Origin of the sequence: Paenibacillus sp. FSL R7-0026, assembly GCF_038004485.1 — a bacterium.
In the GTDB taxonomy this organism is placed as follows: Bacteria; Bacillota; Bacilli; order Paenibacillales; family Paenibacillaceae; genus Paenibacillus; species Paenibacillus xylanexedens_A.
Window position 1 is genome coordinate 1959449 of record NZ_JBBORG010000001.1, and the last position, 17599, is coordinate 1977047.

General features: G+C 45.9%; 13 protein-coding genes. 12 read left to right on the plus strand and 1 reads right to left on the minus strand.

Annotated elements, in window-relative coordinates; all coding sequences use genetic code 11:
* The first annotated feature begins 176 nt into the window (after positions 1 to 176).
* The 5 genes from MKY44_RS09070 (at position 177) to MKY44_RS09090 (ending at position 5130) form a co-directional block, all read left to right on the plus strand.
* Positions 177 to 2201, plus strand: a complete 2025-nt coding sequence (locus MKY44_RS09070; protein ID WP_341006832.1) for a Na+/H+ antiporter — start codon at positions 177 to 179, stop codon at positions 2199 to 2201.
* Between the two features lie 112 nt (positions 2202 to 2313).
* Positions 2314 to 3252, plus strand: a complete 939-nt coding sequence (locus MKY44_RS09075; RefSeq protein WP_341006833.1) for an aldo/keto reductase — start codon at positions 2314 to 2316, stop codon at positions 3250 to 3252.
* 66 nt (positions 3253 to 3318) lie between these two features.
* On the plus strand, positions 3319 to 4107 hold the full coding sequence (locus MKY44_RS09080) for a polysaccharide deacetylase family protein (protein ID WP_341006834.1): 789 nt from the start codon (positions 3319 to 3321) through the stop codon (positions 4105 to 4107).
* Between the two features lie 214 nt (positions 4108 to 4321).
* Positions 4322 to 4528 (plus strand): YwbE family protein, encoded by a 207-nt coding sequence (locus MKY44_RS09085; protein ID WP_026081155.1) that lies wholly within the window; start codon positions 4322 to 4324, stop codon positions 4526 to 4528.
* Between the two features lie 20 nt (positions 4529 to 4548).
* Positions 4549 to 5130 carry a DUF4269 domain-containing protein gene (locus MKY44_RS09090; RefSeq protein ID WP_341006836.1) on the plus strand — a complete coding sequence of 194 codons (582 nt, stop codon included), beginning with the start codon at positions 4549 to 4551 and terminating at the stop codon, positions 5128 to 5130.
* 222 nt (positions 5131 to 5352) lie between these two features.
* Here MKY44_RS09090 and MKY44_RS09095 read toward each other — a convergent pair whose 3' ends face one another.
* Positions 5353 to 6795, minus strand: a complete 1443-nt coding sequence (locus MKY44_RS09095; protein WP_341006838.1) for a hypothetical protein — start codon at positions 6793 to 6795, stop codon at positions 5353 to 5355.
* Positions 6796 to 7319: 524 nt separating this feature from the next.
* On the opposite strand from MKY44_RS09095, the gene MKY44_RS09100 reads away from it, so the two are divergent.
* From MKY44_RS09100 to MKY44_RS09130, 7 genes are all read left to right on the plus strand, one after another.
* Complete coding sequence (locus MKY44_RS09100; RefSeq protein ID WP_341006839.1) at positions 7320 to 9119, plus strand: sensor histidine kinase; 1800 nt, start codon at positions 7320 to 7322, stop codon at positions 9117 to 9119.
* Positions 9094 to 10707, plus strand: a complete 1614-nt coding sequence (locus MKY44_RS09105) for a response regulator transcription factor (protein ID WP_338593710.1) — start codon at positions 9094 to 9096, stop codon at positions 10705 to 10707. Before MKY44_RS09100 ends, MKY44_RS09105 begins: the two co-directional genes overlap by 26 nt.
* A 342-nt stretch (positions 10708 to 11049) precedes the next feature.
* Entirely contained in the window at positions 11050 to 12036 is a 987-nt protein-coding gene (locus MKY44_RS09110) for an ABC transporter permease (RefSeq protein ID WP_076208980.1), read from the plus strand.
* 17 nt (positions 12037 to 12053) lie between these two features.
* Positions 12054 to 12962, plus strand: coding sequence for a carbohydrate ABC transporter permease (locus MKY44_RS09115; RefSeq protein ID WP_017689303.1), 909 nt, complete (start codon positions 12054 to 12056; stop codon positions 12960 to 12962).
* 133 nt (positions 12963 to 13095) lie between these two features.
* Positions 13096 to 14625 (plus strand): ABC transporter substrate-binding protein, encoded by a 1530-nt coding sequence (locus MKY44_RS09120; protein ID WP_036609560.1) that lies wholly within the window; start codon positions 13096 to 13098, stop codon positions 14623 to 14625.
* Between the two features lie 180 nt (positions 14626 to 14805).
* Positions 14806 to 15504 carry a hypothetical protein gene (locus MKY44_RS09125; RefSeq protein ID WP_341006841.1) on the plus strand — a complete coding sequence of 233 codons (699 nt, stop codon included), beginning with the start codon at positions 14806 to 14808 and terminating at the stop codon, positions 15502 to 15504.
* 300 nt (positions 15505 to 15804) lie between these two features.
* Positions 15805 to 17559: a sensor histidine kinase gene (locus tag MKY44_RS09130; RefSeq protein ID WP_341006842.1), complete on the plus strand. Its 1755-nt coding sequence runs from the start codon at positions 15805 to 15807 to the stop codon at positions 17557 to 17559.
* Positions 17560 to 17599: the final 40 nt, after the last annotated feature.

Genomic DNA, 17599 nt, shown 5'->3' on the forward strand with positions numbered 1-17599 from the left:
ATATTGTAACATCTTATATACAGAATCCATCAGAAATCTTTCATTCAGACTGGTCTGAGACGAGTTTAATGGGTATATGAATATGACAACATTTTTATAATAAAGGTTGGATTATGTTAAAATAAACCTATACAACAAAGGTTTCACCACTTCTATAGCGGAAAGGGATTGTCATCATGGAAATATTTATTGCCGTACTTGTGTTACTGGTACTGATTGGTTTATCCAATATTTTAAACCGGTTTGTACCCTTTATTCCCATTCCGCTCATTCAAATCGTGCTTGGTGTAGCTATAGCTTTGCTTCCCGCAGGTGTTCACCTGCCGTTGAATCCGGAATTGTTCTTTGTACTGTTCATCGCTCCTTTGTTATACAACGATGGTAAGCGAACGCCAAGGAATGAATTATGGAATCTGCGTGCACCGATACTTCTGCTTGCACTAGGGCTTGTATTCGTGACGGTGGTTGTGGCGGGATATGCCATTCACTGGCTGATTCCTTCGATTCCGTTACCTGCTGCTTTTGCTCTTGCAGCCATACTGTCCCCGACAGATGCTGTGGCCGTTGGCGCCATGGCGGGCCGGGTGCATTTGCCCAAAGGCATACATAGGCTTCTTGAGGGTGAAGCATTAATGAATGACGCATCCGGCCTGGTCGCCTTCAAATTCGCAATTGCAGCCACAGTTACAGGTGTATTTTCCCTAGCGCAGGCAACCTTCAGTTTTATTCTGATTGCGATTGGTGGACTTCTTGTCGGGGCATTGTTATCTTTTCTGTTAATCAGGCTAGGGGTATGGATCCGTAGATTGGGCATGGAAGATGTGACCATTCACATGCTTCTGCAAATCCTGACGCCATTTATCATCTATCTGGTGAGTGAAGAAATTGGGGTATCAGGTATTCTTGCGGTAGTGGCAGGCGGTATTATCCACGCCATTGAGCGTGACCGCGCTGAATCGGTTCAGTTGAAAATGCAGGTGGTATCTGCGAGCACATGGTCAGTCATTTTATTTATACTAAATGGTCTGGTGTTTGTTATTTTGGGTGTACAGGTACCGGATGTGTTGAGTACCATCTTTGAAAATGTTTCGTTTAATAATCTGCAGGTGTTGGGATATGTGGGCTTGATCTCGGTGCTACTGCTGGTTCTACGTTTTCTCTGGATCTATCTGTTCTGGCAAGGGAATGAATTGCTGCGTACCAAATCCTCTATTGGCAGGCCCAGATTCAAGGATATTACGATCATTTCTCTCTCTGGGGTGCGGGGGGCTGTAACATTGGCTGGTGCGTTCTCCATTCCTTATGTGCTTCAGGATGGATCACCTTTCCCTGAACGGGATCTGATTATTTTCCTCGCGGCAGGGGTTATCCTCTTCTCCCTGATTGCGGCGAGCGTGTTTCTTCCAGTTCTGGCCAAGGACGATGGGAAATCTACAGAAGAAACACCGCAGAAGTCAGAACGAAAAGCACATGACATTATGCTGAATGCGGCAATACGAGCTGTCAAATCCGAAATGAACGATGAGAACAAAGCTGCGGCACTCGCGGTTGTCTCCGACTTGTCCAAGTACATCAGACAGGCCGCAGGTCAGCTTACCGCCGATAAACGCAAAGATATTCAGAAACAAGAAACGGCGATTAACCTGATTGCCACCCGGGCGGAGCGTAAAGAAGTTGAAGTAATGTTAGACGAAAATGCAATTGCTTCTGATGCGGCCTTCAAATGTGACAGCTGGCTGGATCGCAAGGAAATGATGCTGGCGAATCGTGCAAACACTCAGTTCATGACATCGATCAGCGAGATCGGTCGTGTGTTAGGACATCTGTTCACCAACCGGTCCCAGAAGCCGAATCAACCATTTATGCTTGAAAATGCAGAACTGTTCCGTCAGGTGAAGCTGCGCACCTCTGAAGCGGCAATTAAGGCTATTCGTGCTCATATGAATGATGGGAATCGAGTCGTCGCACTGTCGGTCATTGCCAAGTATGAGCGTGTAATTGCCAAATTGCGCACCTGGAACCAGGGTAAAACGGAAGATCCGTTTAATCAGGAGAAATTGGAGTTGCAGATGGTAGCTATTCAGGAACAGCGCAATACGGTTCAGCAACTGTATGAAAACGGCGAAATCACCCGTGATGTGGCTGCGAAACTGCGCCGGTTTATTAACGACGTGGAAGCAACTGCGCTGAAAAACACCTAATCCGATAAATCCGATATTTTAAATATGCTAAATGGTTTGATATAATATGTAACAAGAAACATGCATCATAACAGAAATGTACTTATATCGATCAGTGAAGGAGAGATGAGACATGGCAGAACAACAAATTCGGTTGGGCAAGACGGATCTGATCGTGAATCCCATTGGACTGGGTGCGAATGCAGTAGGAGGACATAATATCTATCCGGACATGCTGAATGATGAGACGGGTAAGGAAGTGGTTCGGACAGCTTTGAAACAAGGTATTAACTTTGTGGATACGGCATACATCTATGGACCGGAGCATTCCGAACGACTGATTGGTGAAGTACTGAAGGAAACCGGTCAGCGGCAGAATACCATCATTGCAACCAAGGCAGCTCATAAATTAGTGGATGGCAAGATTGTCATGGATAACTCACCTGCTTTTCTGAAAACATCCGTGGATGAGGCGTTGAAACGTCTGCAAACCGATTACATTGATCTGTTCTACATCCACTTTCCGGATGAACATACGCCTAAGGATGAAGCGGTAGATACGTTAAAACAATTAAAAGACGCTGGTAAAATTCGTGCCATTGGCGTATCTAATTTCTCCATTGATCAGTTGCGTGAAGCCAACAAGGACGGGCATGTAGACGTACTGCAATCTGAATATAATCTGTTCAAAAGAGATGCGGAGAAAGAGCTGTTGCCGTATACGGCTGAGCATAACATTTCTTTTGTTCCTTACTTCCCTCTGGCAGCGGGACTGCTGGGCGGGAAATATAATCGTGATACAACCTTTCAGGATGGACGGGCAAAGAACCCGCTGTTTACAGGTGAAGCTTTCATTGAAAATCTCGATAAAGTTGAGCAACTGCGCAGCATAGCACAATCCAAAGATGTTGAGGTCGCGCATCTGGTTCTGGCCTGGTACCTGACTCAGCCTTCCATTGATGCATTGATTCCGGGTGCCAAGCGACCGGAGCAGGTCATTAACAATCTGCAAACATTAAATGTGGAATTAACTGCTGAGGAAATTGCAGTCGTGGATCAGATCTTTCGTTAATGAGTTCGGGTGAATCGGGAAATGCTAACAGGGAGTTTACGTATGAAGACAAAGTGAGGACACCACATGAACCTGAAGGCAGCCCGAGTCATCGGAATGTTCACGCTAATTATTTTGCTGGGTAGCAGTTCTGCCTATGCGAAGCCTGTACAGAAGAACCGTCAGTATTATGAGGAACGAGGAGAGATTGTGTGGGAAGTTCCCACACAGGATAAACTCATCGCCCTTACCTTTGATGATGGACCAGATCCGATTCAGACTCCGCAGATCCTGGCTTTGTTACAGCAGTATCATGCTAAAGGAACTTTTTTTGTACTTGGCAAATGGGCAGATAAATTTCCTAAACTGATTAAGCAGGAACAGCTCGAAGGGCATGAAATCGCCAACCATACGTATGCGCATACGTATGCAGTTCGATCCACTAGTGCGGACAAGTACATGAAGGATATGAACGAAGCGGAAAGTTCCATCATTAAAGCAGGTGCGGAGCGTCCCCTGTTGTTCAGGCCACCGGGCGGCTATTACAATGACATGGTCATCCAGGCTGCCAAACAAAAAGGGTATACCATTGTACTCTGGTCTTGGCATCAGGATACACGGGACTGGGCTTCTCCAGGTGTATCGGCTATCGTTAACAAAGTGTTGAAGAACGCACGTAATGGGGATATTGTACTTTTTCACGATAAGGTGGAAGGCAAGTCGCATACGGTAGCAGCACTCAAAACGATCCTGCCGAAGTTACAGCAACAGGGGTACCAATTCGTTACGGTGTCTGAGCTACTTGCTGTGAAAGCACGCGAAGCCGCGAAGGATGGAACTTCGCCTTCGTCTATTTTGAAGCATGTGAAGCCCTGAACATGGTAATCCAATTAGAAACCGTAGGTCTCAGATGAAGAGACCTGCGGTTTCTTTATCTTGGTCTTCATGTCAACCATGGAATCAGGCGTAGGAGGTTATTGCCGCGTCCCTTTTGTTTTGAAACCAAAACGTCTACAATAGATGGAGCTTTGTGTTTAAGGGTTATATAGTATGCAAGATATGAATTACGACATAGAGGAGAGTGAATATAATGAATGGACAACAACGTGTAAATATTAAGCCAGGTCTGGAAGTGGACATTGTGCTGAAGCAGGATCAAGCTACAGGTAAGCTGACACGTGGCATTGTAAAGGATCTGTTAACCAAGTCACCTACGCATCCACACGGAATCAAAGTACGACTGACTAGCGGTCAAGTGGGACGTGTGAAACAGGTCATTACAGGAGGCTCGAACTAACTGTGGCCCAAGGCGGGGAGATGAGTACTACCGCAGAAGTAATGGCACATCTGGCTTCGGGTAATGCACGTCAGCAGGACGCCTATCATGTGTTACAGAGCAGTGGATTGCTCGATATATTAGCTGACTATCACCCATATCCAGCAGGAACGGTACCGATTGATATTGATATACCGGGCAGTGATCTGGATCTGCTGTGTTATGCAGAGGATCTGGACGTGTTTGAAGCTGAGATACACAATCGAATCGGAGCCGTTGCTGAGTTTGAATGTGTACGTTGCGGGGATCTTCCAGACCAACGTCCTTATGTGACTTGTAATTTGCAAGTGGGACATTGGCCTGTGGAGATTTTTGCCCAATCCGTGCCAGTTTACAGGCAGAATGCATACCTACATATGATCGTAGAGTGGAGATTGTTGCAACTGTGGGGAGATGCGGGACACCGTGAGATCCGCAGACTGAAACAGGCAGGGTGGAAGACGGAGCCTGCTTTTGCTTCTGTACTTGGATTAGAGGGAGATCCATATGTGGACATGCTGCATCTGGCAGAGATGAAACGTGAAGATCTCTGGAACTGGGCGCGTTCACGCACGTCTTTTTAAAATGTCTATTTGAGATGAACTAATCATTTACACGATAACGGAGAGGACAGAAAAAACCTGAAAAAGCGAAGCGGTCGCCTAAAAGCTTTCTGAAAGAAAGCTGCATCGGAAGCATACGCTATTACCGGATTTTCCCTTGAGAAAGGGGATCAAAAAAATCTGGGAATAACAGCGATTGGAAGGTGCTTCTGTCATCGTAGTGTCAGTGTAAATAACCTTTGGTCAGATCAGAAAGATGGCTACAATTGTTGTTACCGTAAGTCCCAGCAGTACAGGCTTCAGGTTGCGTCTTGCAAGTTCAAAAGGATTGACTCCGCAGATAGCAGCAGCAGGAATCAATGCCCATGGAATCAAGGTTCCGCCACCTACCCATATGGCTGCAACCTGACCTAATGCTGTCAGTACAGGTGCGGAATCTGCCGATCCTGCAAACATGGACGCAATCGAGCCAACCAGGGATATCCCCGAGAACCCCGAACCATCCATTCCGGTAACTGCTCCGGTCACCGTCATTGTAATGGCGCCCACCGTATCATTCAGTGGCACCAGTCCAGCAAGTGCGACCCCGAGATCATTCACAATCCCGTGTGAACCTTCAGGCAGAGGGTTGATGAACAACTCCGTAATCGCAGCATCTCCCAGATAAAAAAATGCGGCTATGGGAATAACCGGTCCAAACACCTTGAAACCAAACTGAAATCCTTCTATTAAATAATTGGTCGTTTCCTCTGGTCCCGCATGTCGATGTGAGGCAAGGGTAACGGCGATCAGTATAACCACAGCGGTTCCGCCAATCAGAGCGGTTGCATCGCCGCCCTGCAACTTCAATACAAACATCAGAATCACATCAACTGCGAATAACAGAGGGATAAGCATAGCGAACGTCTTTTGCAAACGGGGCGACATGACTTGACGTTGAACAGGCTGATCAGTAGGTAGGGAGGTGGACACAGGCTCTGATGAGGAAGAAGGTTCCGTGCTCGCGGTACCTGATGTAACGTTTGGGGAATGAACAGGTGTACCTGATTTCATCTCTTTGCGCAGCATCCAGAAGGCTGTAAGTGTAGATACGGTTCCCATGACAATGACCAAAGGAATGCTGGCCGTCATGACGGAAGTAACGGGTAGACCTGCTGCATCGGCTGTAAGTTTGGGAGCCCCCTGAATAATGTAATCTCCCGACAATGCAATCCCATGTCCGAACAGGTTCATGGCAATAGCAGCTCCAATCGGAGGAAGACCTACACGCACGGCTACAGGAAGCAGTACTGCACCGACAAGTGCTACGGCTGGGGATGGCCAGAAAAATAGTGATACTACCATCATGATCAATCCGATACCCCAATACGCGACCTGAGGAGAACGGATAAACCGGGTGACGGGTGTTACCATGACCTCATTAATGCCGGTTCTGATCAGAACACGGCTCATCGCCACAATAATCGAGATGATGAAGATCGTACTCAACAATTCTTTTGTTGCATAGATAAAACTGCTGAAGATCCCGGCAACTGACCCGCTTAAGGTTTCGGTTGCCAGAAGTCCAATGGTCATAATACCTGCGACACAGATGATCGTGGTGTCCCTGCGCCGGATCATAACTGCGATGATCAAGACGATAAATGCCAGATAGACATAGTGTAACGCAGTGAGTTGAATATTCATCGAACAGGCCTCCCTACATCCTAGTGACTAACCCGAGGAGTGATATATCGTATGCATGTCAAGATCGGGCGTTCGTGGAGTCCGGGGCTTGCCGCAGCATTTATTTTTAGGGAGAAGCTTCTGAGTAATAATGAAGGATTTTTTTTACAACTGGAGAATTTATTACTACATGAAGCTTGTTACTCTTGAAATTGGAGTGGATGGAAGTCACCAGAATTGATATGTGAAGGTCACGGGACACCATAGACAATGGCAAGCAGGGGTGATTACAATAAACATGCCATCATAAGGAAGAAAATAGAAAAAACTATGTTGAAATAAAGTGTGTGTTCAAAAAGTCTGGTTTTCAGTACCGAGAAGATGGAATGAAGATAGAAATGGAGTAGCGGAGCGTAGGGAAACTACGTGAGCAACGGACATTTCGGCTGAATTTCATATTCGAAGCTGATGATGCCGCTAGGCATAATTCGTAATCAAAAGCGGACTTTTTTAACTACCTCTAAAAGGGCGGGAATCCATAATCCATGAATTTGATCCGTTCACTTCGTTTTAAATTTATAGTGGGTCTTACATTGATCATGCTGCCATTATTCATGCTGCTTTATTACAACAACGTCTACGCCATGAAAGTTGTACGTGACAAAGTATCCCTCACCAATATGAATCATCTCGCCAAGAGTGTGGAGCAGAATGAACGTGTATTACAGGAGACAAATCGGTATTTGTATAGTTTGGGCGAGCGGGACCCGGATATTATCTCTCTGTTTTTTCTGAAATACGGCAGTGGTGATTATATCATTGCAAAGCAACGGATTATGAACAAATTCATGACAGATATCGGTTTTTATAATCTAATCGATTCTTTTTTTCTATATGATGCCGTGAATGATGATCTGCTGCTCGCCACTTCGGGCAATTATGATGTCAAAAAGTCGGTTGTGCAGGAGAGTATGCCAGTCCAGATGCAGCAATTGGAAGGGGATATCCAGAAGCCGGAATGGAGCATCGTGCGAGGCGGGACGTGGAATGCGCTGGTGAAAACGGTGCGAATCAACCAGCAGTTCTATGCAGGTGCACTTGTTGATATGAATGCACTGAATCATACACAACAATTCACTGAATCCGGAGATCGGGGAGGCGCAGTCATTGTTGGAACAGACGGTGGGGCACTATCGGATTCCACATTAAATACTGCACAGATTCAGCTGGCTGCAGCGCATCTTCCCGGCCTGAAGGATCCGTATCAGGTTATCTCTGAAGTTGTGAACAAGGGAGAAGCACGTCAATATTTGATGTTGGGTATTGCATCGGCCATGTCCGAGATGAATTATATCGTGCTGCTGCCTGAGGAAGACATGATGCGTAACCTTCCGTTTTTCCAGCAGATCATTCGTCTGCTTCCCATTGGTGCGGCAGTAATTCTGGTTACTGCACTGATCTTTTTGCGGCATCTGTTATTCCGCCCGATGAATGCGTTGATTCGAGGCATGAGAAGGGTGAGTCGTGGAGATCTCGATGTGAAGCTGGACCCGCCATCTTCTTCGGAGCTTGAATTTATGACACGAAGTTTCAATCAAATGACCAGTGAGATCAGGCATCTGAAGATTGATGTGTATGAGGAACAGCTGCGGACGCGGGAGGCAGAGTTCAAACAACTACAGATGCAAATTAATCCTCATTTTTACCTGAATTCACTCAATATTATTCATAGTCTGGCTTCCTTGCAAAAACATGAGTTGGTACAGCAGATGGCTGGTCATCTGGCCGATTATTTTCGATTCAGTCTGCGTGCAGGCAAACGTGTTATTCGTCTGGATGAAGAGCTCGAGCACATTCGTCATTACTTGGAAATTCAAAAGCTGAGGTTTCCAAGCAGATTCGATTTTGAACTGGATGTTGAGTCGAATCTGGGACATTATGTGATTCCGCCATTAACCATTCAGCCTTTTGTGGAGAATGCCATTATTCATGGATTTCAGCGCCGGACACAAGCCTTTGTCATTCGGATCGTGGCGCGCCTCGGTGAGAAGTCGTCCGGTCAGGACGATGGGACGGTGCTTCAACTGATGATTGTGGACAATGGTGTCGGATTTGAAGAGGAATTGTTGGGGCGTCTGCAACATGGACAATACGCTGAAGACCCGAGTGGACAGCATATCGGTATATGGAATGTGGCTCATCGGCTTTTAGTGAAGTATGGTGATCAAGCCAGTTTGCAGTTTGGCAATGAGGTGGATCATGGCGCCAAAGTCATCATTGATTTACCCGCTCAGACCGAAGAGGAAGAAGGGGGAGCCTATGCGGAACCTGTTGATCGTGGATGATGAAGTGTATGCATTACAAGCAATGGTGGAAGGAGTCGATTGGCAAGCAGCAGGCATTGACCAGGTATACAGTGCTGGTGATGCCGAAGAGGCAAGAAAGATTTTAAAGGCTAATGCTATTGATATCATGATCTGTGATATCGAGATGCCTGGTGAAACAGGGCTTGACCTGCAAAGTTGGGTGTTAAAACATGATCCAGGCATACTGACCATTTTCCTGACAGGGCATGCTTTATTCGATTATGCTCAGACAGCCATTAAGCTAAGCAGCTTTGATTATGTGTTGAAGCCGGCTCCAGCGGATCAATTGATTAAGGTAGTAACTCAGGCAGTGGAGAAGATCAAGGATGGAGAGCAGCGTACCCGTACCAACGAAGTTTATGAGACCGTATACAAACGCTGGAAAACCCATAAACCGCTACTGACGGAACGCTTCTGGAAGGATGCCATCTCTCAGCGTATCACGTTAACCGAACAACGGTTGCAAGAGCTCGCAGAACTGTATGGTGCCGAGATTGATCCGCAGGCTCGTGTGTTACCCATTGTGATCTCGGTGGAGGAATGGGTGCGTGATTTTGATTTGCGTGACGAAGAGGTATTGGAATATGCCCTTCGTAATGCAGCCAAAGAGATGCTGCTAGGCGACAAGCCCGGTGAGGTGTTCCAGGATCAAAGTGGATTAAATATTGTGCTTGCTTACGAGCAAGATGGCATCATTCCGAGTGCGAGCGAAGTGGCACAACGTTGTCAGGGGTATATCCAGGAATGTGGTACGTATTTCTACTGTCGGTTGTCCTGTTATGTTGGTGCCCCGGTTGCTGTAACTGAGTTGCAAGGCATGTTAAATGAACTGATGGATATGGAACGGCGCAATATTAAGGAGCTTGAAGAAGTTTTTGTCTATGATGAGCGGGGAAGAGATCAGGAAGATCGCTTTTTGCCTATTCCATGGTTTTCGGAATTATCCATTCTTTTTGAGACGGGTAAAGTAGGGGATTTGCGAGAACGTGTGGATGAGATTTTTGAGTTGCTTGCTGCGCAGGAGGGTTTGTCTCCTGAAATGCTGCATCTCTACTATCATGCCATGCTGCATGTGGTCTACCCGTTGCTTCATCAGAAAAACGTGTCAATACGGAGTCTTTATCCGGGTGAACGGGAGCCAGAAGAGGGTATGGTGACAAGGTCGTTGCCGCAGTTGAAGCAGTGGACGTCGGATCTGATTGATCGTGTTATTCCGGTGTTGTACCCGGACGATCATAGCCCCATGACCATTGTGGATCAGTTGTGCGTTTATATTGAAACTCATATTGGTGAAGAACTTATGCGAGAGGAGCTTGCAGCTTTTGCCGGATTCAACCCCGCTTATCTATCACGTCTGTTTCGGAAAGAGAAGGGGATGTCCCTATCTGAGTTTATCCTGCAGGGCAGAGTAGCCAAAGCGAAGACATTGTTGTCCCAGTCCACCGTCAAAGTGACGGATATCGCTGGCAAGGTGGGGTACTACAATTACTCACATTTCACCAAAATGTTCAAAAAGTGCACGGGTATAACGCCACAGGAGTTTCGAAAACAGTCACGTACCGTATAGTTCAGGGCGCAGCATGCTGCGTCTTTTGTTTTTTTTGGATCTAGGACGTGTCTTAAAACTCGCTGAAGTGCATCTTTTACCGCCTTTTCGCCCCCTCCTGCGTCACTTTCCCTTGACGTGCCCCGGCACGCCTGCGGAAAACTTCCTTGCTTGGAACGAAAACTCGGAAAAATCTGCTTCCTTCGGAGTTTTGAGACACGTCCTAAAGTCATAATTTGATAAGTCAACAGGTCACCACAGCAGATAGAGGTCTTACTCGCCCCGCCGTATACTTGAACCACAGGAGCCGCAACGGAGCTTCATCCTGAGGAAGAATTCAAGAGGAGTGAGGGAGAACAAGTTATGAAGACACAACCCCAGGCGGGTAAGGGAGTACGGATATCGGAAATACCGGGAGAAACAGTCCGAAAGCGCAAGTCTGTGTGGCACAATCTTGGCAAATTCAAGGTGCTGTATCTCATGTTCTTGCCAGGCGTCTTGTTTCTGCTGGTGAACAACTATATGCCGATGTTCGGCGTTCTGATCGCATTCAAAAATGTAAACTATGCTGATGGTATTTGGGGTAGCCCATGGAGTGGGTGGGACAATTTCAAATATTTGTTTTCAACCAGTGATGCATGGGAAATTACCCGAAATACACTCGCGTATAATACCGTGTTTATTGCACTGAATCTCTTTGTAGGTGTCGGGCTTGCTATTCTGCTCAATGAAGTGAAGAACAAGGCAATGTCCAAGTTATATCAATCACTTATGTTATTACCGTATTTCCTGTCCATGATTGTGGTCAGTTATCTGGTACTGGCTTTCCTGGGCAAGGATTCAGGTTTCATGAACTCAACGATTCTACAGATGTTCGGCGGTCAGCCGATCGATTGGTATTCAGAGCCGAAGTATTGGCCGTATATTTTGCCACTGGTGAACACATGGAAGAATATTGGATATTATGCCGTCATTTATCTGGCAGCTGTCGTGGGTATCGATGAAGAATATTATGAAGCAGCTGTGCTTGATGGAGCAACAAAATGGCATCAGATACGTTTCATCACCATTCCGTTTCTCGTCCCATTAATCGTCATTATGACGTTATTGCAAATTGGCCGTATATTCTATGCAGACTTCAGTCTGTTCTATCAGGTTCCATTGGAATCGGGAGCGCTGTTCCCTGTAACGAATGTACTGGATACCTACGTATATCGTACGTTCCTTATCGGTGGAGATATCGGGATGTCATCAGCAGCCGGTCTATACCAAGCAATCGTTGGATTTGTGCTGGTTCTTGTATCCAATACCATCGTAAGGCGAATAGATAAAGATAATGCATTATTTTGAGAGGAGGCAAGTCAGCTGTGAAATCACGTGATCCACTAGCCGTATCGAAGCGTTCCGCATCCGTTATTCATGCGATGTTTCTATTCTATGCCATTGCCTGTATCGTGCCGATCCTGCTTGTCTTCGCCATCTCATTTTCGGACGAGACAACAGTCATTGCCAATGGATATAAGCTTATTCCAGAGAAGTTCAGCCTGACGGCTTATGAGTTTCTGTTCAGAGATATGGATCAGATCATTCACTCGTATGGTATATCCTTTATCGTTACCGTTGTAGGTACCATTACAAGTGTTGCGCTGACCGCATTGTATGCGTATCCGCTCTCACGGAGAGATCTGCCTTACCGGGGCTGGTTCGCCTTTTTCATCTTCTTCACGATGTTGTTCAACGGGGGTCTGGTACCTTGGTACCTGGTCTATGTCAACGTATTGGATCTGAAAAACTCCCTACTGGCACTCATTATGCCGCTACTGCTATCTCCATTCTTTGTACTGGTCATGCGTACATTCTTCGCGAACTCCATTCCGGTGTCTATTCTGGAATCGGCTCGGATTGATGGTGCGGGAGAATTGAGAACGTTTGCACGTATCGTGCTTCCGCTCTCTCTTCCCGTAATGGCAACCGTTGCGTTGTTCAGTACATTGAATTACTGGAATGACTGGTACCTTAGCATGATTTTTATATCAGATAACCGGACGATCAGCCTTCAGTACCTTATGTACCGGACGCTGCTCGATATTCAATATTTAACAACCAACTCCAACGTCTCTTCACAGATTTCGTCGCAGGGTGGATTGCTCAATCTGCCTAACAAAACTCTGCAAATGGCGATGGCTGTAGTCGGTATTGGTCCAATTGTACTGGCATATCCGTTCTTCCAGCGTTATTTCATCAAAGGTCTTACGGTTGGCGCTGTGAAGGGATAACTCTGAACCGGTTAGCGGAGTGGGCAAGGTAAATGAAGATGGACTGAAAGGGCATATACAGAAGTAGTTATCGGTTTATTTGTGAATTGGGGAATTCGGTTGAATGTTTCAACACATGACAGGAGGGGTTCAATTGGTTAGATCATTAAAGGTATGGTCACGCATGATGGCAACGGTTATGGCGCTGAGCCTGGTGCTGGCAGCTTGCTCATCAGACAAGGGTGGAACAACAACACCTGGCGCAGAAGGCGGAGGAGCAAGTGAAGGTGGGGGCAAACCCTATGAAGTGACACTGTTCTACCCAGGGACACCACAGAAGGATGTCGCTCTGGTGGAAGCCGAGATTAACAAAAAGATGGAACCAAAGATCGGGGCCACGCTTAAGATCAATGCGATTGACTGGGGACAGTGGGATAACAAGCTGAATCTCATGATTTCCTCAGGTGAAAAATCAGACATTATCTTCACAGCGGCTTGGCAGAACTACACGGTGAATGTAGCTAAAGGCGCATTCTTGCCCTTGAATGATCTGCTTGATGCACATGGTCAGGATATTAAGAAAAACCTGGACCCTGCCTTTCTGGAAGGTTCCCAGGTGGACGGCGTGAATTACGGCGTTCCTACGAATAAGGAACTCGCTGCCACACGTGGTGTGTTGGTACGTAAAGATCTGGCTGACAAGTATAAGCTGGACCTGACAGCTGTAAAAACTTGGGCTGATCTGGAGCCTCTGCTCAAAACAATCAAGGAAAACGAGCCAGCCATCACACCATTCTATATGTCCAATACCAACGGTAACGGGCTGTTAGAGAATCTGGATTGGGATTATCTCGGTGATGCTTCCGTACCTGGAGTCATCTCCAAAACAGCAGGCGGAACAACGGTGCTGAATGAAGTGGAGACCCCAGAATTCAAAGAAGCGGCTGAACTCGCTCGCAAGTGGTATCAAGCGGGATATATCAACAGTGATGCTGCTACTTCTAATGTGTTCCCGAAAGACCAGGCGAAGGCTGGAAAAGCGTTTCTCTGGACAGATGGCATGAAGCCAGGCAAGGATAAAGAAGAAGAAGGGTATGTGGGTTTCCCACTCACTCAGATTGAGATGACACAGCCAACAATCACGACGGGTGATGCATCTGGAGCGATGCTTGCAATCTCCCGTTCTTCCGAGCAACCGGAGAAAGCGATGCAGGTCATTAACCTGCTGCATTCCGACAAGGAAATTAACAACTTGCTAAACTTCGGAATTGAAGGTACACATTATGTGAAAAAAGACGGACAGGATAATATCATTGCTCTCCCTGATGGCGTAGATGCCAACAGTCGTACCTACAATCCAGGTGCACAATGGCAACTGGGTAACCAATTCCTGAACTTCCTCTGGGATAATGAAGATCCACAGAAATGGGAGAAGTTCAAAGAGTTTAACGCCAAAGGTGTGAAGTCGCCAGCACTGGGCTTTACGTTCAACAGCCAATCTGTCAAAAATGAAATTGCTGCGGTCAACAACGTGAACAAACAGTTCAAGCCGGGTATGACATCGGGCGCAGTTGATCCAAATGAGATGATTCCGAAATATCTGGAGAAATTGAAAGCAGCGGGAATTGATAAAATTATTGCAGCCAAACAGGAACAACTCGATGCATTCTTGTCTAAGCAATAAATGATCGTCAGCCATGACAGAGAGACTTGTGTTATTACAAGCTCTTGTCAGCGGTGAAAATGGAGGGCGTTTTCGGTGAACAACCGAAGACGTTCTTTTATTGTTGTTTTTTGATTTGGATTGTTAATCATAAATAGGAAAAATATGATATAATAAGGTGGTTGATTAGGGGGTGTTCGTGTGTCGAGAACCAGACTTGTGTTCTCAGGGGCTTTATTGCTATTTGCTATCATCTTTACATTTAACCATCATCTTGGTTTTTCTGTTGGAGATACCATGCTGTCAGCAATAGGTATATCACCGTATACTACATCTTACTTGAGTGGAGTTCATATCACACTTTTCCTCGGATTGGGGATATTCGCGTGTGGATTCTACCTTACTCGCAAAGAGATTGGGAAATCATTCCCCGGTCTTGCAAAAGGGTTATGGATCGTAGTTATCGCTATCGTTCTCAGTTATTCGTACATGACGGATAAATTCATGTATGTAGCCAAGTGGGGAGCTTCAGGCATTAATGCGGTATCCTATGTACAGAATGCAAGCTCTTGTACCTTTAATGTGCTGAAAACGGGTGAGACCCGAGCAACCTGTGACCTGACACTCAAAAATTACGGCAGAGATTCCGTATCCGCCGTGTTATTGCCTGATCTCGCGCGCAGTTATAAGTTTAAGGACGATCCACTATTGGAAGCCTTGCAGTCTGTCCAATTAAGGCCCGTACATGTTGAGATTGAACGCCGAGGAACGTTTACAGGTAAGTTGGAGTTTTACGGTAAAGCGGAATCCCCTCTGTTCGTCAATGGGAAACTTATGGATATTGTGCTGGATGTAGGCGTGGATGGAGCGAATACGGTATTTGATTATGATATTCCTTAGTTGATATTTTCATAGAAAAAAAGAATAATTACATAAACAAAAGTGGAATAAAGTTTGAGTTGAATAGAACGATTAAAGATATATACTGAAATTAGATAGAGAGCTGGCTAATCGCTGGCTCTTTTTGTGCGTGGAAGTTGCATTTAGTGCAGAAATATTGGTTTTATCTCCTTCCCCCTTGAATTGGTAACGCTTACGCTAGATAATGAATCGGTTTGTCTCAAAAAAAATAGTTTGTCTTTACCGCTTACATCATTACAATTAATGTCACGACAAATTAAGACAAGGTGAGATGAAAAGATGTCATATCGGACAAACCTGTTTTCCAAAATGGTCATTCTTATTCTGATTATGCTGATTCCTGTAGTGCTTTTGTACTGGTACTCCAATCACAAAACAACAGCTGTTCTCAGAGATGAGTTGAATCGATCGAATAGTAACCAGCTTGAATTTTTCCAAAATCAAGTGAACACACACATCGAACTGTTATCCTCATGGCCGAATCTGCTCATACATGATCCTGATATTGGCAGCTTCCGGCGAATCTATGCGGACAGTAACTACTTTGATCTGGATGCGATCAACCTGGTCAAACGTATTCAGAATAAGCTGAGTATTCAGGAGAGCTCATCCAATTGGGCCACGAAATTATATCTGTATTCTCCTTCGCTGGGCAGGGTGGTTTCCGAAAGGGACGCACGTTCTTACGATAAAGAAGCGCTAAGGGAAAATATCATTTCCGGCTGGGATGTACGCAAAATTCAGGATGGGGAAGATGATCGGTTCATGTTTAGCTGGATTACGGTATCTCCATACGGTATTAAAGACCCGGCTAATAATGCGGAAACGATTATTAAACTGGAGTTTGATAGTGATAACATTCGGGATATGCTCGACAAATTCAAGGACGATGGCAGGCATGATCCCTTCTATTTCCGAGAAGAGTCGGGGGTTATCTATAACCGGACTTCAGATCGTTCATTAACGAATCAGTTGATGGAAGAACTGTCCGTCCATAAACTTCAGGACGTTGATAATCGTACAGTAGTGATCGGGAACGAGCCTTACATGGTCAATACCGTGAAATCCAGTACAACAGGCTGGTATTTGGTGGACTACATGCCTCTGTCAGATATTCTGAAGCCCATTCATCAATCCAATATGCTGTTTTATTCTTCCATGATTTGTTTGTTGTTAATGAGTTTTGGTGTGGCGTATTTGTTCTATGTACAGGTGCAGGTACCAGTAAAACAACTCATTCGCGGATTCCAGCGGTTGAAGCAGGAAGATTATTCCGTGAGAATTAAGCCAAAGGGCCGCAATGAATTCAGTTTCCTGTCCGAACGTTTCAACTTGATGGTGGAGCAGATCCAGCAGTTATTTGAACACGTTTATCTGGAACAGATTCATGTGCGTGAAGCCCGGTTGAAGCAGCTGCAATCGCAGATTAACCCGCACTTTTTCTATAATTGTTTCTCCTTCATTACAAGTATGGCGAAGCTGAAGCGTATGGACGCGGTTGTAGCGATGTCGCATAACCTATCGCGATATTATCGGTATACGACAAGACAGGAGCGGGACGTGGTACCGTTGACAGAAGAGATTGAATTTGTCAGCTGTTATCTGGAGATCCAACGGATGCGTATGGATCGGATTCATTACAAGATTGATCTGTCTGATGAGATGTTAAGACAGGAGGTACCGCCACTTATCGTGCAACCACTAGTGGAGAATGCGGTGATTCATGGTATCGAAGCGGACGCGGAAGCCGGAGAAATAAGAGTATCCGGGGAAAAACAGGGCGGTGTCATGGTTCTTGTGGTTGAAGATGATGGGCAAGGCATGACACAGGAGGCACGTGAGATGCTTCTGAATAAGCTTAGGGGAACGATGGATCAGGAGATGGGCTGTGGCCTGTGGAATGTGAATCAGAGACTCCAGCTTCGATATGGGGAGCAGGCAGGGCTTGATATAACGGAATCGGAACTTGGTGGATTACGCGTTACGCTGTCGTGGCCTGCCGAGCAGCAGTTTCTTCTGGAGAATGAAGGATAAGCACTTGGAAAGTGTAGCGCATGATGAACGATGGAATCCA